This window comes from Gordonia sp. (in: high G+C Gram-positive bacteria) (genome assembly GCF_047606305.1).
Taxonomy (GTDB): Bacteria; Actinomycetota; Actinomycetes; order Mycobacteriales; family Mycobacteriaceae; genus Gordonia.
In genome coordinates, this window is sequence record NZ_JASGER010000032.1 from 1 (window position 1) to 19,231 (window position 19,231).

General features: G+C 68.5%; 22 protein-coding genes and 2 pseudogenes. 4 read left to right on the forward strand and 20 right to left on the reverse strand.

What is annotated here, in order from left to right:
- From smc to QM634_RS04935, 4 genes are all read right to left on the reverse strand, one after another.
- Window positions 1-2,484, reverse strand: a 2,484-nt coding sequence (smc, locus tag QM634_RS04920; RefSeq protein ID WP_415041660.1) for a chromosome segregation protein SMC, incomplete at its 3' end; no start/stop codon positions are given.
- Window positions 2,485-2,503: 19 nt separating this feature from the next.
- Window positions 2,504-2,788, reverse strand: a complete 285-nt coding sequence (locus tag QM634_RS04925) for an acylphosphatase (protein WP_415041661.1) — start codon at window positions 2,786-2,788, stop codon at window positions 2,504-2,506.
- 1 nt (window position 2,789) lies between these two features.
- Complete coding sequence (locus QM634_RS04930; protein WP_415041662.1) at window positions 2,790-3,197, reverse strand: OsmC family protein; 408 nt, start codon at window positions 3,195-3,197, stop codon at window positions 2,790-2,792.
- Between the two features lie 4 nt (window positions 3,198-3,201).
- Entirely contained in the window at window positions 3,202-3,576 is a 375-nt protein-coding gene (locus tag QM634_RS04935; protein WP_415041663.1) for a YdeI/OmpD-associated family protein, read from the reverse strand.
- 162 nt (window positions 3,577-3,738) lie between these two features.
- Here QM634_RS04935 and QM634_RS04940 point away from each other — a divergent pair, with 162 nt between their 5' ends.
- A complete protein-coding gene (locus QM634_RS04940) occupies window positions 3,739-4,104 on the forward strand; it encodes a hypothetical protein (protein WP_415041664.1) in 366 nt (121 codons plus the stop codon).
- An 8-nt stretch (window positions 4,105-4,112) separates the two neighbouring features.
- On the opposite strand, the pseudogene QM634_RS04945 reads toward QM634_RS04940, so the two are convergent.
- Window positions 4,113-4,271 (reverse strand): annotated as a pseudogene (locus tag QM634_RS04945) (zinc finger domain-containing protein); the annotation flags it as partial.
- Between the two features lie 446 nt (window positions 4,272-4,717).
- Between QM634_RS04945 and QM634_RS04950 the strand changes: the two are divergent.
- The gene (locus QM634_RS04950) at window positions 4,718-5,716 is read left to right on the forward strand and encodes an HNH endonuclease (RefSeq protein ID WP_415041665.1); all 999 of its coding nucleotides are present in this window, start codon (window positions 4,718-4,720) and stop codon (window positions 5,714-5,716) included.
- A 50-nt stretch (window positions 5,717-5,766) separates the two neighbouring features.
- Here QM634_RS04950 and QM634_RS04955 read toward each other — a convergent pair.
- Both QM634_RS04955 and QM634_RS04960 read right to left on the reverse strand, forming a co-directional pair.
- Window positions 5,767-5,931 (reverse strand): annotated as a pseudogene (locus QM634_RS04955) (zinc finger domain-containing protein); the annotation flags it as partial.
- A 49-nt stretch (window positions 5,932-5,980) separates the two neighbouring features.
- Window positions 5,981-6,415: a winged helix-turn-helix transcriptional regulator gene (locus QM634_RS04960; RefSeq protein ID WP_415041666.1), complete on the reverse strand. Its 435-nt coding sequence runs from the start codon at window positions 6,413-6,415 to the stop codon at window positions 5,981-5,983.
- 53 nt (window positions 6,416-6,468) lie between these two features.
- Here QM634_RS04960 and QM634_RS04965 point away from each other — a divergent pair, with 53 nt between their 5' ends.
- A complete protein-coding gene (locus tag QM634_RS04965; protein ID WP_415041667.1) occupies window positions 6,469-6,981 on the forward strand; it encodes a PaaI family thioesterase in 513 nt (170 codons plus the stop codon).
- A 32-nt stretch (window positions 6,982-7,013) separates the two neighbouring features.
- Here QM634_RS04965 and QM634_RS04970 read toward each other — a convergent pair whose 3' ends face one another.
- Genes QM634_RS04970 through QM634_RS04985 form a run of 4 tightly spaced genes read right to left on the reverse strand, consistent with a single transcriptional unit; the run spans window position 7,014 to window position 10,343 of the window.
- Window positions 7,014-7,394, reverse strand: coding sequence for a carboxymuconolactone decarboxylase family protein (locus QM634_RS04970; RefSeq protein ID WP_415041668.1), 381 nt, complete (start codon window positions 7,392-7,394; stop codon window positions 7,014-7,016).
- Window positions 7,391-8,098, reverse strand: coding sequence for an MBL fold metallo-hydrolase (locus QM634_RS04975; RefSeq protein ID WP_415041669.1), 708 nt, complete (start codon window positions 8,096-8,098; stop codon window positions 7,391-7,393). The genes QM634_RS04970 and QM634_RS04975 overlap by 4 nt, the downstream gene beginning before the upstream one ends.
- Window positions 8,095-8,988, reverse strand: coding sequence for a fumarylacetoacetate hydrolase family protein (locus QM634_RS04980; protein ID WP_415041670.1), 894 nt, complete (start codon window positions 8,986-8,988; stop codon window positions 8,095-8,097). The genes QM634_RS04975 and QM634_RS04980 overlap by 4 nt, the downstream gene beginning before the upstream one ends.
- Before the next feature lie 20 nt (window positions 8,989-9,008).
- Entirely contained in the window at window positions 9,009-10,343 is a 1,335-nt protein-coding gene (locus QM634_RS04985; protein ID WP_415041671.1) for an alpha/beta hydrolase family protein, read from the reverse strand.
- 109 nt (window positions 10,344-10,452) lie between these two features.
- Here QM634_RS04985 and QM634_RS04990 point away from each other — a divergent pair, with 109 nt between their 5' ends.
- Complete coding sequence (locus tag QM634_RS04990) at window positions 10,453-11,061, forward strand: TetR/AcrR family transcriptional regulator C-terminal ligand-binding domain-containing protein (protein WP_415041672.1); 609 nt, start codon at window positions 10,453-10,455, stop codon at window positions 11,059-11,061.
- Here QM634_RS04990 and mutM read toward each other — a convergent pair.
- From mutM to obgE, 9 genes are all read right to left on the reverse strand, one after another.
- Window positions 11,047-11,937 carry a bifunctional DNA-formamidopyrimidine glycosylase/DNA-(apurinic or apyrimidinic site) lyase gene (gene mutM / locus QM634_RS04995; protein WP_415041673.1) on the reverse strand — a complete coding sequence of 297 codons (891 nt, stop codon included), beginning with the start codon at window positions 11,935-11,937 and terminating at the stop codon, window positions 11,047-11,049. The two genes, QM634_RS04990 and mutM, sit on opposite strands and share 15 nt — an antisense overlap.
- A 1-nt stretch (window position 11,938) precedes the next feature.
- A complete protein-coding gene (gene rnc / locus QM634_RS05000) occupies window positions 11,939-12,652 on the reverse strand; it encodes a ribonuclease III (protein WP_415041674.1) in 714 nt (237 codons plus the stop codon).
- Window positions 12,645-13,205 (reverse strand): YceD family protein, encoded by a 561-nt coding sequence (locus tag QM634_RS05005; protein WP_415041675.1) that lies wholly within the window; start codon window positions 13,203-13,205, stop codon window positions 12,645-12,647. Before QM634_RS05005 ends, rnc begins: the two co-directional genes overlap by 8 nt.
- A gap of 27 nt (window positions 13,206-13,232) precedes the next feature.
- Entirely contained in the window at window positions 13,233-14,012 is a 780-nt protein-coding gene (locus QM634_RS05010) for a DivIVA domain-containing protein (RefSeq protein ID WP_415041676.1), read from the reverse strand.
- Window positions 14,013-14,116: 104 nt separating this feature from the next.
- Window positions 14,117-14,605: a pantetheine-phosphate adenylyltransferase gene (gene coaD, locus QM634_RS05015; protein ID WP_415041677.1), complete on the reverse strand. Its 489-nt coding sequence runs from the start codon at window positions 14,603-14,605 to the stop codon at window positions 14,117-14,119.
- Complete coding sequence (locus tag QM634_RS05020; RefSeq protein WP_415041678.1) at window positions 14,602-15,945, reverse strand: glycoside hydrolase family 125 protein; 1,344 nt, start codon at window positions 15,943-15,945, stop codon at window positions 14,602-14,604. Before QM634_RS05020 ends, coaD begins: the two co-directional genes overlap by 4 nt.
- On the reverse strand, window positions 15,942-16,490 hold the full coding sequence (rsmD, locus tag QM634_RS05025; RefSeq protein WP_415041679.1) for a 16S rRNA (guanine(966)-N(2))-methyltransferase RsmD: 549 nt from the start codon (window positions 16,488-16,490) through the stop codon (window positions 15,942-15,944). Before rsmD ends, QM634_RS05020 begins: the two co-directional genes overlap by 4 nt.
- 16 nt (window positions 16,491-16,506) lie before the next feature.
- Complete coding sequence (proB, locus tag QM634_RS05030; protein WP_415041680.1) at window positions 16,507-17,637, reverse strand: glutamate 5-kinase; 1,131 nt, start codon at window positions 17,635-17,637, stop codon at window positions 16,507-16,509.
- Window positions 17,634-19,163, reverse strand: a complete 1,530-nt coding sequence (obgE, locus tag QM634_RS05035; RefSeq protein WP_415041681.1) for a GTPase ObgE — start codon at window positions 19,161-19,163, stop codon at window positions 17,634-17,636. The genes proB and obgE overlap by 4 nt, the downstream gene beginning before the upstream one ends.
- Window positions 19,164-19,231: the final 68 nt, after the last annotated feature.

The window sequence follows — 19,231 nt, forward strand, 5'->3', positions numbered from 1 at the left end:
CTGGCGGGCGGTTCGGCGAAGGGCATCGGCCCGGCCACGGGCCGACGTCAGCCGCTCCTCGGCGGTGCGCAGGGCCAGGCGGGCCTCCACCTCGGCGGCGCGCGCGGCTGCCACCGCCTGGGCCGCCGCATCGCGGCGACCGTCGTCGACGACCGCCGCTTCCCCGTCGGCGGTCGGCTCCTCCCGTGCGACGCGCAGGCGTTCGGACAGGGCGGCGAGCTGCTCGACGGTCTCGGCGTGCCCGTCCTCGGCCTGCTGGCGCTGGCGGGTGAGCCGGTCGGCCTCGTCCTGCGCGGCGCGGATGTCCTGGCCGAGGCGGGCGAGCTGTTCGTAGGCGGCGCCGAGCGACGAGTCGGACTCGTGCAGGGCGGCCAGCGCCTCTTCGGCGGCCTCGCGGCGGTCGACCTGCTCGGTGAGCGCACCGGACAGTGCGGCGCCGAGCTCCTCGGCCGATCGGGTGGCGGTGGCGAGTTCGGCGGTGGCGGCGTCGATCGCCGACTGCACCTCCAGGCTCGAGGTCCGTCGTGCCGAACCGCCCTCGACGGCCGCCGCGGTGATGCGGTCACCGTCGGCGGTGACGACGGTCAGCTGCGGGTGCTCGTCGACGAGCCGACTGCCGACGGTCGCCGCGCCGGAGACGTCGGTGCTGAGCACGACGACGTTGTCGAGGAGGGTGTCTATGGCACCGCGGATCGACGACGGGCAGGTCACCACGGCGCGGGCCCAGCGGGCGCCGGACGGCAGCGAGACGCCACCCGGCTGCGGCAGTGCGCGCAGCCCGCCGACCAGTAGTGCCGCACGACCGCCGTCGCCGGACTTGAGCGCTTCGAGTGCGCGAGCCGCGGCGAGCGAGTCGACGGTGGCTATCGCGTCCACCGTCGGGCCGAGGGCGCCGGCGACGGCCGACTCGTAGCCGGCGTCGACGGTGAGCAGATCCGACACCGGGGCGAGCAACCCCTCGGCGGCCCGCTCCAGCAACCAGGCGCCGCCGTCGTTGCGCTCCAGGCCGACGGCCAGCGCCTCGATGCGCGCGGTCAGCGACGCGATCTTCTGTTCCGCCTCGCGCTCCTGTGCACGCAGTGCGTCCACCCGCTCGTCGGCCGCGGTCGCGGCGGCGGTGCAGCGCTCGTGGTGCTCGTCGAGCCCCTGCTCGGCGGACTCCAGCTCGGCGACCGACTTGGAGACGACGTCCATCTCCGCCTGTGCCTTCTCGGCGCGCTCGGCGGCGGCCTCGATGGCGGCCGACAGGCGGGCGGTCTCGGCGTCGACCGAGTCGGCCCGCGTGGTCAGGTTGGCGACCTCGCCCTCCAAGCGCGCCAGGCCCTCGCGCCGGTCGGCCACCGCGGCGATGGCGGCGGCATGCGCCCGCTCGACGGCGTTGGCATGCTCCTCGGCCTCGGTCAGCCGTGCCTTCACCTCATCGAGGGCGGCGCCGGCCTGCTCGACCCGAGCCGCGAGCTCTTGCTCCTCCTGCGCCGCCCGCGCGGCCTGTTCGTCGAGTTCATCGGGATCGGGGCCGGTGGCCATCGTGGTCGGGGTCGCGAGGTGTTTGCTGCGTTCCTGCGCGACGCGGATGGTCGCGTCCACACGCTCGGCCAGAGCCGAGAGGCGGAACCAGCCGTGACTCGCCGATTGCGCGGCCGGCTCGATGTCGGCCAGCCGGGTCTCGTGACCGGTCAGCTCGGCGGTCGCGGCGTCCAGGGCGGCGGAGACCTCGGCCTGCTGGCGTCGGATGGTGTCTTCCAGGGCGGATTGCTCGGCCATCTCGCCGCGGCGGTGGACCAGATCATCGGCGGCCAGGCGCAGTCGCGCGTCGCGCAAATCGGCCTGGACCGTCGCGGCCCGACGGGCGACCTCCGCCTGCCGGCCGAGCGGCTTGAGCTGCCGGCGCAACTCGCCGGTGAGGTCGGTGAGCCGGGACAGGTTCGCCTGCATCGAATCCAGCTTGCGGACAGCCTTCTCTTTGCGCTTGCGGTGTTTGAGGACGCCGGCGGCCTCCTCGATGAACGCGCGCCGGTCCTCGGGTTTGGACTCGAGGATGGCCGCCAACCGACCCTGGCCGACGATGACGTGCATTTCGCGACCGATCCCCGAGTCGCTCAGGAGTTCCTGCACGTCCATCAGGCGGCAGGACTCGCCGTTGATCTCGTACTCGCCGGCACCGTCGCGGAACATGCGCCGCGTGATCGACACCTCGGAGTAGTCGATCGGGAGGGCGCCGTCGGAGTTGTCGATGGTGAGTGTCACCTCGGCACGGCCCAGCGGCGGTCGGCCCGAGGTGCCGGCGAAGATGACGTCTTCCATCTTGCCGCCGCGCAGGGTCTTGGCTCCCTGCTCGCCCATCACCCACGAGAGCGCGTCGACGACGTTCGACTTCCCCGACCCGTTCGGCCCCACCACACAGGTGATGCCGGGCTCAAATCGCAGCGTCGTGGCCGACGCGAACGACTTGAACCCTTTGAGGGTCAGGGATTTGAGATGCACGACGGTACAGACTACCCACTCAACGCTCGACGAATCCGCGCAGATCACCACGCGGCGCCTCGAACCGCTCGACGACGGTGTCGACCCGTCCGGGCGTCTGGGGCCCGCGCAGGAATGCCAGCAGTTCCTCGGCGGCCGCGCGCGGCCCCTCGGCCACCACGTGGACGCGACCGTCGACGAGGTTCGCGGCGTAGCCGACCAATCCCAGCGCCAGGGCCCGCGACCGCGTGGCCCAGCGGAAGCCGACGCCCTGCACGTGTCCGTGGACGAAGGCGCTCAGTCGGGTATCGGCGGGCTCGACCATGTCAGTCGGTGTCGATGGCCAGGTTGACCGTGGTGCCGGCCTTGAGTGTCCGCCCGACGGTGCAGCTGCGGTCGATGGCCCGCTGGGCCACGACGAGCAGTCGCTGTGCGGCTTCGGCGTCCAGCTCGGAGATGTCGAGTTCGAGCACTTCGTCGAGCTGCGGGTAGGTCTCCGTCTCCCGATCGGCGGTGCCGGACACGCGCACCGTCGCGTCGTAGGCGTCGCCGAGGCGGCGGGCCAGGGTGACGTCGGAGGCCATGCCCGTGCAGGCGGCCAGCGCGATCTTCAGCAGCTCGCCCGGGGTGAAGACGCCCTCGACGTCCTCGGAGCCGATCTGCACGCTCGCGCCGCGCGAGCTGTGCCCGGTGTATCGCCGCGGGCCGGTCCGCTGTACCCAGAGTTCTGTCATGCCCCTATTCAACACGGCGAGTGCCGCCGGTCTTCCCGCCTGGTCGACGGCCCAGGGCCGCACGCCCGGCGGGACTCATCCGTCCCTGTGCCTCGAGTCGATCGGCGATCGCCTCGTTGCGCGCCGAGGTGGTTCCCCGGGTGCGGCGCGGCGTGAACTTCTGCAGGTAGGTGTCGTAGTCGCCGGCCCGGCGCGTGCTCTCACTCCAGCCGTAGGCGATCCCCGCCTCGAGCAGGTCGGCAAAGGTGATCGACGGACGGTCGACGCCCGACTTGGCCAGCACGACCCACAGGCCCGGATGGGTCTGATGGTGTTGGTCGAGCCAGCGCCACAACTCCCCCGCCGTGGCGAAGGACCGCCGCTCGAGTTCTGCCGTCATATCCCCATTGTCACCGGGGCCTCTGACACTGCGCGCGCTCTGGACGGGGAGTTCTCCCCATTGTCAACGAGAGAACCGGACCCTAGCGTCGTCATCGAAAACGACGAACGACGTTGGCAATCGCACCGAGGGGCAACGGGCGGCGACAACGCAGGGGAAACGGTGACGAAAACGGCTGCGGCGGGATGGTATTCGAGCCGCTCGGGAGAACCGGGCTGGTACTCGTGGTGGGACGGACATGCCTGGACCGGCGACCGGCGACAGGGTTGGTCAGAACAGGAACGCACCCGGGCGATGGCCGAGGCGGTGCAGCGCGAGATCGTGCGCGGGGCAAAGGTCCGCTGGATCACCCCCTACCTGGTCGAGGTCGACCATCGCCCCGATAGTGCGCGACGGAAGGAGACCTTTCTCCGGTGGCTGCCCGGGCTGGGGAATCTCTGGGGGTGGCTGCTCATTCGAAGCGTTCGAAGTAACGCGCGGTTCATGCTGTTCATCAACGAGGTGGGCGAGTTTGGCCGCTCGTCCTGACCGACCCGCTACCAAGCTGGCTCCGCCAGCCGTCTCGGCGGACGCTGACATGACGGACAGTAGAACGAGCTCCGGTTCATAAACGCCTCCCGGCGCATCGTCGAACCGCACCGCCGACAGGGGCGTCCCTCACGGCCGTAGGCGTTGAGTTCGCGGGCGAAGTAGCCCACCTACCACGGTTTCTAACGTTCATATCCGACATAGTCCGAGTATGACCGGGCAAAGATCGCCGATGACCACGCCCAGTTCGAAGCCCGAGAGGCTGATCTCGACCGGCGCGACCAGTAGACCGCGCCGCAGCCGCAGAGCTACGACAACGGACGGCCACGATGCGCGAGGCGTTCGCGGACTGGGCGCTGGGAAGCACGCGAAGCACGCGCGCCTGGGTCAGGGTCAGCCGGCCGGGAGGCATGAGGCCTGGCGAGACCGTACGACCGCCGCGCAGACGAAGCTCACCATGTCGCAGATCCACGAAGCCGCTGTGCACGCGCCTCAGCTCGACCGAGGTCACGGCTCCGGAGAGTGAGCAGCTCCAGCACTGTCGGGGGTGCTAGATAACCTGGAATAGACTTCACAAGTTGAACACGCCTAGCTCTATTCAGGAGGAAGAGCATTGCCCAAGTGGCTCTTTATTACGTCGCTAATCGCGCTGCCGCTCCTTTTCGGCGCGATTCACCCGATCCTGTTCCTTCTCGCTCTCGCTGGGGTGCTGATCGCGAACCCGATCATCTGGAAGTACCGGAAGAACAAGTACTTCAACAGTGAGGAGTTCCAACGGCTCCGCGCTCAGATCGCATCGGTCGTCGCCGAGCACAACGAGGTCGTGAACTACGTAGCGGAGATTCGCGGCCAGGGTGCATTCGAGCTGGGCGCGTCGTCGACCGGCCAGTACGCGCACCTCGCGAACTTCGAGAACACCTCGAACTGGAACTACCAGCGTGACCGCAATGTCGCCGAGTACGCGCCCCACGTTCATAACGCATCGCTTCAGGTCGTACGTAATGCGAGCATGGATCCGATCAAGTACTTGATGAAGTACTTCGGGATCAAAGCAAACCAGGAGACACTGGCCGACGTGCAGCGGGTGGCCGAGGACATTTCGCGGCTGGAGGAGGCCGTCGGCAATGTTCAGCGCCGCGAGGCCGAGATCGTCGCGATGATCAACCCGCCCGCGTTCATCCTCCAGCGGTACGCGGACGAGTTCTGGACCGTCGTTGGCGTGCATCTCTCGCCGATCACGGTGCCGTACCCGAAGTACAAATTCCAGTACGTCTCCGCCGGCGGCAACAGCGGACAGACCGTGAACATCGATCTGAACACCCCGACGCTCGACGCGCTCTCTGAGACGCTCGTTCAGAAGATCCGCTGGGCGAAGTCGGCTGCCGGTCAGCGTGCGCTAATGACCGCCAGGCTGCGCGGCTGGATCAAGGACCGCGACCACCACACCTGCCAGAACCCCGGTTGTGGCGTCTCGGTCGCGGTAGAGCCGAATCTGCTCCTCGAAGTCGATCACATCATCCCCGTCTCCAAAGGTGGCCTTAGCGAGCCCGAGAACCTCCAGACGCTGTGCTGGCGTTGCAACCGCGCCAAGGGTGCGAAGATGGCCGCCTAACATCTTGTCCACGCACACGAGCGCCTGATAGGAGGGGAACACCTCGACCATCAGGCGCCTGGCGTCGATGAACTCCGCTGACAACGCGGGCAAAAGTGACTGGAGCGATTCATGAACTGCTCGCGTGCAATCGGTGCTCCACACCGATTGCACGGCTCCCCAGCCCGGCCATAAACGTCAAGAGATCGGGAAAAATACCCAGACCCGCCGTTGACCATTGATATGGGCGTGCTGATCGACAGGAACCTCGACGATGGTCGGGGTCTATCGGTTGTGCTGAACTGCCAGCTCGCGACCGGTATCGGTCAGCACGTGCCCGCACTCGCACCGCAGGGCAGCCCGAACCTGCGCGCCGCAGTTGGCGTGGGTAACGGTGAGCGGCGGCCCGGCCGGCCCCGCGAGGTGCTTGTCGCCCCATTGCATGAGGGCGGTCAGGACCGGCTGCAGTTCGCGGCCGGCCAGGGTGAGCTGGTACTCGTGTCGCGTTCGTGAACCGGGCTCGCGGTACTCCACCTTCTCCAAGACGCCCGCCTCGGTGAGGCTGCACAACCGCGCGCCGAGAATGGCTCGCGATGCGCCAGTATTCTCCCGGATCGCGTCGAACCGCCGCACCCCTAGTGCAACTTCTCGAAGAACGAGCAGGGACCACTGCTCGCCTACCACCGCCAGCGCCGCTGCAACTGAGCATTCTCGTGCCATACGCACACGGTATCTGAGTTCAGATTCCGAATCCAGCATGTTAGCCTTCATCCATGACCAAAGCCCCAGCAAGACTCGATGTAACGCGGACCAAGACTGTTTCTTGGGCCGATCCGAAGGCGACGGCCACCCTCGGTCGCGACGTCTCCGGCCTGGAGTTCTTGACGCGGTGGACGCAGGGCGAACAGGCGAACCCGCCGATCGGTGAACTGATCGGCTTCCATTTGACGTCCGTCGAGGAGGGCGCCGTCGAATTCACCTGTGTGCCAGACGAATCGGTCTACAACCCAATCGGGATGGTGCATGGTGGACTGGCCTGCACGTTGCTCGACTCCGCTGCCGGATGTGCCGTTCACTCGACGCTGCCCGCCGGTGTCGGCTACAGCTCCATTGAGATCAAGGTCAGCTTCATGCGACCGATCCACGCAGATACCGGTCCGATCATCGCCCGCGGCTGGGTCACCAAGCCGGGCAAGCGAGTCTGTTTCGCTGACGCCGAGCTCCGCGACGCCGACGGCAAACTGCTCGCCACCGCGAGCAGCTCGTGCCTCGTCGCTCCGGTGTGAGCTTGGCCGGACGGGGACAGGAACCGCGGAAGTCAGTCGGTCTCGCCAAAGACTTGCTGCACTACACGCATCGCGGACAGCGCGGCGGGCGCACCGCAGTACCCGGCGGTCTGGATAATCGCCTCGACGATCTCGTCACGGGCGAGCCCGTTGGTAAGCGCTCCGCGGACGTGACCAACCAATTCTTCGTGAGCGCGTAGGGCGGTGAGCATGCCGAGGTTGAGTAGGCTTCGGTCGCGGCGACTGATACCCGGACGGTTCCACACGCCGTCCCACACGTGTTCGGTGATGTACCGCTGCAACTCCTCAGATGCCGTGCCCGTGGTTCGAGTGAGGGCACGGTCGACGAATTCGTCGCCCATCACCTGACGTCGGGTCGCCATCCCATTGCCGTAGGCGTTGTCGTCGGTCATGCGGACTCCGTATTCAACTGGATCGATGGCCCGTGACCGGGAACGATCGTGCAAGCAGGGTGGTTCTCGAGGAGTTTCGCGCTGTCGAGCGTTTGGGCTTCGTCGTGATTGAACACCGCCGGCAAGATTTGTGGCCCGGAACACCGACTGAGCGGGTGTCCGGTGACGAGGGCATCACCGGTGAACAGGACGCCCTCGTCCGGCAGAAGATACGCGGTGTGGCCGGTGGTGTGCCCGGGCGTCGGTATCGGTGTCAGTCCCGCCGGAAGGACGACGTCATCTGCGCTGACGACGGACGGAATCGTGATGTCCATGTGACCGCGAACGGCCATCAACGTTTGAGCAACCCATCGCCGACCTCGGGCGGTAGTTATTTGCCGGAGCATCTCCCTCGGCGTGATCTGCTGCAGGTACTCGCGCCGGGCGTGCGGTACCTCGGCCCCGCCCGTGTACACCGGCATCCCGATCTTCTCGACGAGAGTGGGGATCGCTCCGATGTGGTCGAGATGGGCGTGGGTAACGAGGACCGCGGATACTTCGTCGAGCGTATGTCCGACCTCGCGCACCGACTTCAGAACGTCGTCGGTGTCGCCGGGGTATCCAGCGTCGATGAGCGTCACACTGGAGCCGCTGCTGACCAGCGCCCAATTGACATTGGTTCCGGTCACCACGTGCACCGAGTCGGACACCTGGTTGATCTTCATACTTCGCCTCCGATGAGATGTTCAATGACCCCGACGCCGTCGATCTCCAGGCGCAGCGTCTCGCCCGGAGCGAGCCAGCGACCCAACTCCATCCCGGATCCACCGGGCAACGTCCCCGTCGAGAAGAGCTCTCCCGGGAAGAGTTGCTCTCCCTGCGAGCAGTGCGCGATCGCTTCGCCGAGCGAATAACGCATGCCCTGGGTTCCGGTCTCCGCGACGACCTTGCGGTCGATCGTGACGGTCGCCGTCAAGCGATCGAGATCGTCGGCCAGGTTCGGCCCGATGATTGCGGTCGACGACATCGATGTGGCGAAGTGCTTAGACCGCTGCGGGCCGAAACCGGACCGCATCTCGGCGAGCTGAACGTCCCTGGCGGAGAGATCGTTGATGACGACGACCGCTCCGATGGCTGCCGCGGCCTCGTCCGCCGAAGCGTCCCGCAAGGGTTGGGCCAAGACGACACCGAGCTCGAGTTCGAAGTCGAGGGCTGTGGTGTACGCCGGCGCGCACACCGGCCGACCGGACGGGATGATGGTGAGGGCGTTGGACATGTAGTAAATCGGCTGGCTGTACCACAACTCGTTTGGACGGAACTGCGGGAAGCTCTCGCCATTCGCCCGCTCGAAGGCGATGGCCTCCTGATAGACCTGAGGCATGAATCGTCGAACCATCCCCCGGGCGGCGTCGATCGCGTGCTTCTCGAACAGCATGAAGTCGCGAAAGGAAGCGGGGCACATGGGAAGCACTGCAGTACCGTCGGGCATGCTCGCGTAACGCTCCAGCTCAAAGTCGGGTCGGAACGGTGACTGCCAGTCGAGCTGCTCGGTTGCCTGCCAGCGCTCGCCAGCGCGGATCTGCGCGTCGATGCTCTGCCCGGCGCGGTTCAGCACTCGCCGTATTGTCTGTCGGGTCACGCGCGCACCGCGCGGTTCTCGTCGGCGGTGAGCAGGTGATCGCGGAGGAAGTCCTGCGCCAAACGCATCCATTCCTCTGCGTGCCCCATGGCGCAGTGGTCGTCATCGGCATACAGCACAAGCTGGCCGTAGGGCGCCCCGTTAGCGAGGTCGATCGAGTCCTGGGTGCTGACGAGTGTGTCGTCCGCCCCATTGATCGCGAGCAGCGGAATCTGAATCCGCGAGTAGTAGTCGCCGATCGACATCGCCATGAGCTTCAGCATCGTGCCCACCACGGTCTTTGCACCGACTGCGTTCTGGAGCGTCGAAACCATGATCTCCGGCAAGCCGACTGACGCGAGTGGCCCGAAGGTTCGGTTCGTCGGCGCACCGTTCGCGACGACTGCCGTCAATCGTCCGTCGACTGCCGCCATCCGGGCAGCCCAGTAGGCGCCGAAGCTGAGGCCGAGCATCCCGATGCGCTCGCCATCGACGCGAGGTTCGTCAGCCAGGTAGTCGATGACCTTCAAGTAGACGCGTTCGGCGGCCGGCGAAAGAGGTTCGCGATAGGCGTAGGTACCCGGCATCTCCATGACGAACATCGCCAAGCCTTCTGACCGGAACTTCAGCAGCGGCAGGGATACTTCTGCCAGTGTGCCTTCGAGCCCGTTGGTCACGAGGACGACCGGCGGCTTCGTCACGCCGTCCGGGATCATCAGGTAGCCGCGTGCTCGGTCGCCCTCGCCGAGCGGGATGTCTACCCGCTCGATCGTGACCCCCATCGCGGGTGCCAAGGCCAACTGCACGACTTCTCCGAGTTTGTGCGACCGCTCGTACGCGCGAAGCCGAAGCGGACTCCAGCCCGGCCATGCGGCGACGAATTCGTAGACCATCGCTTTGATCAGTCCGTCGAGCGCGATCGCCGCGTCCGTGTGGGCGGGATTCGCTCGGCAGAAGCGGTCGACAGCAGTCGGATCGGCCACGATCCCGCGCTCGGACAGAATCTCGCACGCGGGAGCAAGAAGCTCGCCCAGTGCATGCAGATCGACCTCGTGGTCTTCGAGAAGCTCACTCGTGCTGGGGCCGCCCAGTGCGTTGAGGGCAGCGTCTGCGGTCGCCACATGCCGATCGGCAAAGGCCTCCCAGTAGCGGGTCCACTGGCCGTCTTCGAATGATCGGCAACCCTCAAGCTGTTCGCGGAACTCGTCGTACTCGATACCGCCGAGATGCGTGAACCGGTCCGCAGACAGTTCTGGGAGGAACTGCACCGGTCCGTGCTTGCGTGTCGCCCTTTCCGTCGTGTGAGTGAGGGCGCGAGCGCTCACCATGAGGCGTTGGGCGAGATCAGACATGGACATTTGGTGGTTCTCCAAGCGGTGAATATTGCGGAAGTCTCTGCTTTTAGCGAGCGTAGCGACCCTCTTTCGCAAAAGCAATGATTTCTGCATTAGCATTGTCGATATGACCCATGCCGAGACGACACAGCGCCCCGGGGGGCGTTCCGCCCGGGTGCGCGAGGCCGTCCATCAGGCGGTGCTGGACGTGGTGATCGACGAAGGTGTGGACAAGGTGGGCATTCCAGAGATCAGCCGACGCGCCGGTGTCCGTAATAGTTCGATCTATCGACGCTGGGGAACCCGAGAGAACCTACTGATCGACGCCCTTCTCAGCGCCAGCGAACGCGAACTCCCGGTGCCCGACACGGGATCCCTCCACGGAGACCTGAGCACGTTCGCAAGCAACCTGATCGCGTACCTGGACACTCCACTGGGCGACGGGCTCGCCCGAACACTCGCATCGATCTCGGACTCAGAAGAGACCCGCTCGGCGCGGGAGGCGTTCTGGACCGGCCGACTCCAGGCGGTCCTACCGATGATCACACGAGCGATCGAACGCGGCGAGCTGCCTCCCGACACCGACGGGCGCACCCTGATCGAACTGGTCATCGCGCCGATCCACTTCCGACACCTGCTCACCAGGGAACACGTAGACCACGCGTTTGCTAGCAGTCTCGCGGCCACAGCCATTCAGGCAGTCCGAACCGCGCCCTCGGTCTCACCGCCGAGGTGACCGACGGCGCGGACGCTGACATGACGGACAGTAGAACGAGCTCCGGTTCATGAACGCTTCCCGGCGCATCGTCGAACCGCACCGCCGACAGGGACGTCCCTCACGGCCGTAGGCGTTGAGTTCGCGGGCGAAGTAGCCGGACTCGCCGTTGACGTTGACGTACAACTCGTCGAACGAGGTTCCCCCGACCGCCAGGGCCGCGTCCATCACGTCGCGGACATGCCCGAGGAGTTCCACCAGCTTCACCGTCGAGATCGAATCGGTGAGGCGCGTCCCGCGCAGACGGGCGCGCCACAGCGCCTCGTCGGCGTAGATGTTGCCGATGCCCGAGATCAGCGACTGGTCCAGCAGCGCCCGCTTGACCTCGGTGTGCTTGCGGCGCATCGCGGCCACGACCGCGCGCGCGTCGTAGGCGTCGTCGTAGGGATCGGGGGCGATGTGGGCGACGACCGACGGCACCGTCCGACCCGGGGCGAAGGGATCTGGCACCAGGTCGTCGACCTGCCATCCACCGAAGGTGCGCTGGTCGACGAACCAGAACTCACGGTCGCCCTGGCGGGTGCGGATGCGCAGGTGCTTGGTCTGGCCCTGATCGCCGTCGTCGACGATCCGCAGCTGCCCACTCATCCCCAGGTGGATGACGAGAGCCTGGTCGACGACCCCGTCGGCGTCGGCCAGGTCGAGCCACAGGTATTTGCCGCGTCGGCGCGCGGCGACGGGAGTGGTGCCGCGCAGCCGCCCGACCAGCTCGGCGCCGCCGCCGGCCTGCCGCCGCACGGCCCGGTCGTGGAGCACGTCGACGTCGGTGAACGCACGACCCACGACGTGCTTCTGGACGCCGAGGCGCACCGTCTCGACCTCGGGGAGCTCGGGCACGCTAGGTCCCGTTCGCGCCGGCGCGCCCGTCGAGCGTGCGCCAGGCCTCCTGGGCGGCCACCTGCTCGGCCTCTTTCTTCGACCGACCGACGCCGGTACCCAGTTCCTCACCGCCGACGACGGCCGTCGCGGTGAACTCCTTGTCGTGGTCGGGGCCGGTCGAGCTGATCAGGTACGACGGCGGGCCCAGCGACCGGGCCGCCGACAGCTCTTGCAGGGAGGTCTTCCAGTCCAGGCCCGCGCCCTTGCTGCCCGAATCGGCGACGGCATCGCTGAAGAGCCGCAGGATCACCTGTTTGGCGGGTTCGAAGCCGTGCTGCAGGTACACCGCGCCGAGCAGCGCCTCGGTGCCGTCCGCGAGGATGCTGTCCTTGTCGCGTCCGCCGGTCATCTCCTCACCGCGGCCCAGGTACAGGTGCCGGCCGAGGCCGCCTTCGCCGAGGGTGCGGGCCAATCGGGCCAACGCCTGTCCACTGACGACGCTGGCCCGGATCTTGGCCAGTTCCCCCTCGGGGCGGTCGGGGTAGTCGCGGTAGAGCTTCTCGGTGATGACGATGCCCAGGATTGAGTCGCCGAGGAATTCCAGGCGCTCGTTCGTCGGCAGTCCGCCGTTCTCGTAGGCGTAGGAGCGGTGCGTGAGGGCCAGCGTCAGCAGGTCGTCGTCGATGGTGGTGCCGAGCGCGGCGAGCAGCGCCTGCGGGTCGCGGTCAGCCATTGCCCTCGTCGCGCATCGCCTCGAGTTTGCCGGTCAGGCCCGCCCAGCGCGGATCGATCTTCTGGTGGGAGTGGCCGGGCTCGGCGACGGCCAGCACGACGCCGCAGTCGGCACACAGACCCGGGCAGTCCTCGCGGCACAGCGGTGACATCGGCAGCTCCAGGCCGACGGCGTCGATCAACGCCTGCTCGAGGTCGATCCGGTCGTCCTCGATGCGATAGACCTCTTCGTCGGAGGTCGTCTTCTCGGTCTCGCTGTCCGGGTACGCGAACAGCTCGGTGAGGAAGACGGTGACGGTGCCTTCGATCGGTTCGAGACAGCGGGCACACTGCCCCTTCGTCTCGCCGCACGCGGTACCGGTCACGAGGACACCTTCGGACACGGCCTCCAGCCGGAGGTCGAGGTCCATCTCGGTGCCCGCCTCGATCGCGATCATCTCGGTGCCGATCCGGATCGGGCTGACCACGGTGCGGTGCACCTCGGCCATGCTGCCCGGCCGACGCCCCAGCGATCGGACGTCTAATACGAACGGTGCGTCAACTGCTTGGGCCACACCGCAACGATACGCCCTACCGGGTGCTCAGCCCGCCAGCGACGAGGCGTGATCCTCGTCCACCGCGCGCGGGTATTCCACGTAGTCGTGGGTGCCGGCGCCGGCGCGGAGCTGCTGGCGACCCCGACCGACCGAGCGGAGCGTCCCGGTGAGGACCTCCTCGAAGTCGGCGAGCTTCTTGTCGACGTAGATGTCGCAGTCACCGCGCAGACGGTCGGCCTCGGCGTGGGCGGCATCGATGATCCGCTGGGCCTCGGACTTGGCGGCGGCGACGACCTCGTCGTCGGCGACGAGGCGCTGCTGCTCGGCGATGCCGTCGGCGACCGAGCGCTCGTAGTGCGCGTTGGCGTTCTCGATGATGCGCTGGGCCTCCGAGCGGGCGCGGCCGGTCATCGACTCGTGCTCGCGGGCGGCGCTGGCGGCGAGGCGGTGTGCCTCCTCGGTGGCGTCCTCGAGCATCGTGCGACTGTGGTTCGACGCGTCCTCGGCCATGCGGTCGGCCGCCGCGCGCGCCTCGGCGACGAGACGGTCGGCCTCTGCCTGCGCCGCCGCCACCATCGCCTCGGCGTCGGTCTTGGCCTGGGCCAGCGTCGCGTCGGCGTTCTGCCGCGCGGTGCCCACGAGTGCGTCGCGCTGGTCGAGCACGTCCTGCGCGTCGTCCAGCTCGCCCGGGATGGAGTCTTTGATGTCGTCGAGGAGTTCGAGGACGTCGCCGCGCGGGACCATGCAGCCCGCCGTCATCGGCACGGCGCGCGCCTCTTCGACGATGGCGACCAGTTCATCGAGGGCTTCGAATACTCGGTACACAGCTACACCTCAGTCTCGGTAATGGGTTATGTGACCATTGTGCCGAATGTTACTGGTGTGATTAGGGAGGTGTTTGGGGTCGGCGTGTCGCCGGGGCGTCCGACCTAGACGGTCATCTCCCCGTCGATCTTCGCCCGGACCGCGCGGTGGACCTCCGGCGGCAGGAACGGCGAGACGTCGCCGCCGAGCTTGGCGACCTCCTTGACCAAGGAACTCGACACGTGCGCGTAGCGCGGATCGGTCCACAGGAAGAAGGTCTCGACGTCGGCGAGTTCGCGGTTCATCTGGGCCATCGGCACCTCGTATTCGAAGTCGCTGCTCGACCGCAGCCCCTTGACCATCGTGGTGACGCCCTCGTTGCGCATGTAGTCCACCAGGAGACCGCGCCACCGGTCGACCCGCACGTTGGGCAGATCCGCGCACGTGGCGGCGATCAGCTTGATGCGCTCGTCGACCGAGAACATGCCCTGCTTGTTCGGGTTGACCACGACGGTGACGATGACCTCGTCGAAGCGGGCGGCCGCGCGCTCGACGACGAAGTGGTGGCCGAGGGTGAACGGGTCGAAGGACCCGGGGCACAGTGCGATGGTCATGGGCGCGAATCTACCGTGTCGACGCCGCCGGCACCGCAGACGTGCAGGGCCAGTTCGCCGTACATGGAATCGGCCCAGCTGAACCAGTCCCGCGTAAAGCGTCGGTCGTCGTCGACGTGGAAGCTCTCGTGGACGCGGCCGGTGCCCGCGGTGGTGCGGGCAACCGTGCGCAGCAGTGCGAGCGACTCGTCGACGTCGGGGGTCGTCAGTCCCGCCACCGACAGGGCGATCGGCCAGACGAACCCGGGCGGCGTGTGCGGGCTGCCGGGACCGGCGGCCAGCGACCCGGCGTAGAAGTAGGGGTTGCCCTCCGACAGGACGAAATCCCGGGTGCGGCGGTAGTGCGGATCCGTGGGGGCCACCCCTGCCACCAGCGGCAACGACAGCAGGCTCGGCATGTTGGCGTCGTCGGCGAGGAGCACGTTGCCGAGTCCGTCGACCTCGTAGGCCCATACCTCGCCGTGATCGGGGTGGTCGACGACGGCGTGCTCGGCGACCGCGGCCCGCAGCCCGGCGGCGAGGTCGCGCGCCCGTGCGGCGAGTCCGTTGTCGCTCAGGCGCGGGGCGATCAGGTCCAGCGTGTGGGCGGCCATCAGGTTCGCCGGGACGAGGTAGCCGTGGACGCACGCGTCGTCGGACGGCCGGAATCCCGACCAGGTCATCCCGGTGACGGCGACCGGAGCGCCGAGCCCGTCGCGGGAGAGGGTGTCCTGCGGCGCCGTGTCCGGGCGCACGAACCGGTAGGTCGAGTCCTCCTCGTGGTCGAGCTCGACGGTCAACGTGTCGATCGCGGCGGCCGCGGCACGCGCGAAGGCGTCGTCGAAGTGCCCGGTGCGACCGGTCGCCCGGGCCAGCTGGTCGGCGAGCTGGAACGGGAAGCACAGCGAGTCGATCTCGTACTTGCGCTCCCAGAGCCACGGGTCATCGCCCAGGTCGCGAGGCTCGTGGCAGTTGCCGTTGCCCGCGGCGTTGAACGCGTTGGCGTACGGGTCGTGTCCGAGGTAGGCGAACTGTCGGGCGACGACCCCGGCGATCATCTCGGCCAACGCCTCCAGCCGCGATCCGTCGTCGGTGGCCAGCAGTCGCAGGTAGGGCCGCATCTGGGTGGCCGAGTCGCGCAGCCACATCGCCGGGATGTCGCCGGTGATGACGAACACCGATCCGTCGCCGAACCGGTGCAGGGTGCGCGCCAACGTCCGCCGCATTCCCGCCGCGAACAGCGCCGCGCAGTCGGCGTCGGCGACGTCGGCCACGCGGTCCGTCCACTCCCGCAGAATCGGCGGCGGCAGCAGTTCGTCGGGATCGGGCCGGGTACCGGGCACCGTCGGATCGATGATCACGACCGCTCCGCCCACTGGACGCGGGTGTCGCCGTAGACCTTCTCCAGCACCGGTGTCAGCCCGTCGGGCCAGCGCGTCGGCGCCGCGCGCTTGCCCCGCTCGAGGACCAGGTACCCATCGCCGAGCACGGGGGCGACCTGGCCGAGGATCTCGGCGAGGTCGTCGTCGGGAAGGCCGTAGGGCGGGTCGCAGAAGATCATGTCGAACCGCTCGGATCCCACGGTGCGCAGGTAGCCGGCGACGTCGGAGCGGACCACACGCGCGCGCCCCGCCGCGCCGCACGTCGCGATGTTGGCGCGCAGGCCCTCGACCGCCGCCCGATCGGCGTCGACGAAGGCGGCCGACGCGGCGCCGCGCGAGAGCGCCTCCAATCCCAGGGCCCCGGTGCCGGCGAACAGGTCCAGCACGGTCATGCCGTCGAGGTCGACGCGGGCCTCGAGCGCGGCGAAAAGCGCCTCGCGCACCCGATCGGAGGTCGGGCGCGTGGCGTCGGAGGCGACGACGAGCCGGCGCCCGCCCAAGTCCCCGGCGATGATCCGCGGCATCAGCGCAGCCCCGGCACTAGCGCAGGGCCAGGTCGTCGGCGTGGACGATCGGTCCGCGCAGGTCCGCGGGCAGGTCCGAGCTGGAGAGCCCGAGCATCCGCGACACCTCGTCGGAGTCGTATCCGGCCACGCCGCGGGCGCACAGCTCGCCGCGCTGGTCGACGAGTTCGATGACGTCGCCCGCCGAGAACGCACCGCTCATCTCGACGACGCCGGCGGCCAGCAGGGAACGCCGGCGGCGCACCGCGGCCACGGCGCCGTCGTCGAGGACGAGTCGGCCGTGTGCGTCGGCGGCGTGGCGCAGCCAGAACCGCCGTGCCGACATCCGCTCGGCGCGCGGGGCGAAGACCGTTCCCACCGACGCGTCGCGCAACGCGACGCCGGCGTCGTCGGCGGCCGCCAGCAACACCGGCACTCCCCCGTCGGCAGCCAGGCGCGCGGCGGTCAGCTTCGACGCCATGCCCCCGGTGCCCAGCGTGCCGCCGGCACCGGCGATGACGCCGTCCAGGTCGCCCGCGCCGGCGACCTCCGGGATGAAACGTGCGGGATTCTCCGACGAGGCCTTGCGCGGGTCGCCGTCGTACAGACCGTCGATGTCCGACAGCAGCACCAGTGCCTCGGCACCGGCGAGGTGGGCCACCAGGGCGGCGAGGCGGTCGTTGTCGCCGAACCGGATCTCGTCGGTCGCCACCGCGTCGTTCTCGTTGACCACGGCCACCGCTCCCAGGGCGCGCAGGCGGTCGAGCGTGCGCTGGGCGTTCGCGTGGTGCGATCGGCGCGAGATGTCGTGCGCGGTCAGCAAGACCTGGCCGACGACCCGGTCGAACCGCGCGAACGACGTGCCCCAGGCGTGGGCCAGCGCGAGTTGGCCGACGCTGGCCGCCGCTTGCTTGGTCGCCAGGTCGGCGGGGCGCTTGCGCAGGCCGAGCGGGGCGATGCCCGCTCCGATGGCCCCCGACGACACGACGATGACGTCGGTGCCGGCGCGCATCCGCTCTTCCAGTGCCTCGGCGAGCTTGTCCAGCCGGGCGGTGTCCAGGCCCTCGTCCAGGTCGGTGATCGCGGCCGATCCGATCTTGACGACGATGCTGCGCGCCCCGGCGATCGTGTCGCGGGTCGGCGACGACAGGGCCGGCGCGGTGCTCACGGCGAGTCCTCCCCGTCGTCCTCGCCGGTGTCCTGGGCCGCGACGTGGTCCCACTCCTCGTGGTGTTCGCGGCGCAGCTTGCGGGCGGCCTTGCGCTCGGCGGCGCCGATTCGGTCGGTGCGGTCGAGGCGGATGTCGGTGCCGCGGCCGGTGATCGGCACGTCGTCGCCGCTGGGCGTCGTCGGCTCCCAATCGAAGGTCACATCGCCGACGGTGACCGGGGCGCCCGGCTCGGCACCGAGTCGGTTGAGCTCGTCCTCGACGCCGAGGCGGTTCAACCGGTCGGCGAGGTAGCCGACGGCCTCGTCGTTGTCGAACTGCGTCTGCCGGATCCACCGCTCGGGGCGGTCGCCGCGCACGATGAACCCGCCCTCGATCGCCGGATCGGGCTCGACGGTGAACTCGGCCGCATCGACGGCCTTGGGCCGGATGACGGTGCGCCGCGCCTCTTCCTTCGGGTGGGCCTCGCGGTACTCGCGGACCATCTTGGCCAGGGCGAAGGCGAGCTCGCGGAGCCCCTCGTGGGTGACCGCGGAAACCCGGAACACCGGCCAGCCGAACGCCGCCAGGTCTGCCTCGACGATGTCGGCCAGGTCGGCGGCCTCCGGGATGTCGACCTTGTTCAAGATGATGATCCGGGGTCGCTGCGCCAGGTCGCCCAGGCCGTGGTCGGCGTCCAGCGCGGGCTGGTAGGCGGCCAGCTCGGCCTCGAGCGCCTCGATGTCGGAGACGGGGTCGCGCTCGTTCTCCAGGGTCGCGCAATCCACGACGTGGGCCAGAAGTGCGCACCGCTCGATGTGCCGCAGGAAGTCCAGGCCCAACCCGCGCCCCTCCGACGCGCCCGGGATGAGTCCGGGGACATCGGCGATGGTGAAGGAGTCGATCGCACTCGACCGCTCACCGGCGCGACCGGGCGCCGTCTGCACGACGCCGAGGTTCGGCGCGAGCGTGGTGAACGGGTAGTCGGCGATCTTCGGCTTGGCCGCCGACAACACCGAGACCAGCGAGGACTTTCCCGCCGAGGGGAAGCCGACCAACCCGACGTCGGCGACGGACTTGAGCTCGAGGACGAGGTCGCGCTCCTGTCCCGGCTCGCCGAGGAGGGCGAACCCGGGCGCCTTGCGCGCCTTGGAGGCGAGTGCCGCGTTGCCCAGACCGCCGCGACCGCCCTGCGCGGCGATGAAGGTCGTGCCCTCGCCGACCATGTCGGCGAGGATCCGACCGCGCGAATCGAGGATCACCGTGCCGTCGGGCACGGCCAATTCCAAGTCGTCGCCGTTGGCACCGTTGCGGTTGTCGCCCTGTCCGGGCTTGCCGTTGCCGCCGTGCGCATGGGGGCGGAAGTGGAAGTCGAGCAGCGTGTGGACCTGCGGGTCGACGACGAGGCGCACGTCTCCCCCGCGCCCGCCGTTGCCACCGTCGGGCCCGCCGAGTGGCTTGAACTTCTCACGGTGCACCGACGAGCACCCGTGGCCGCCGTTGCCGGCGGTCACGTGGATCGTCACGCGATCGATGAAGCGCGACATCGGTGCCTCCTAGGGCCGGAGAAAATGCGACAGGGCGGGCTGAGGGATCTCGGTGATCCCCGCCCGCC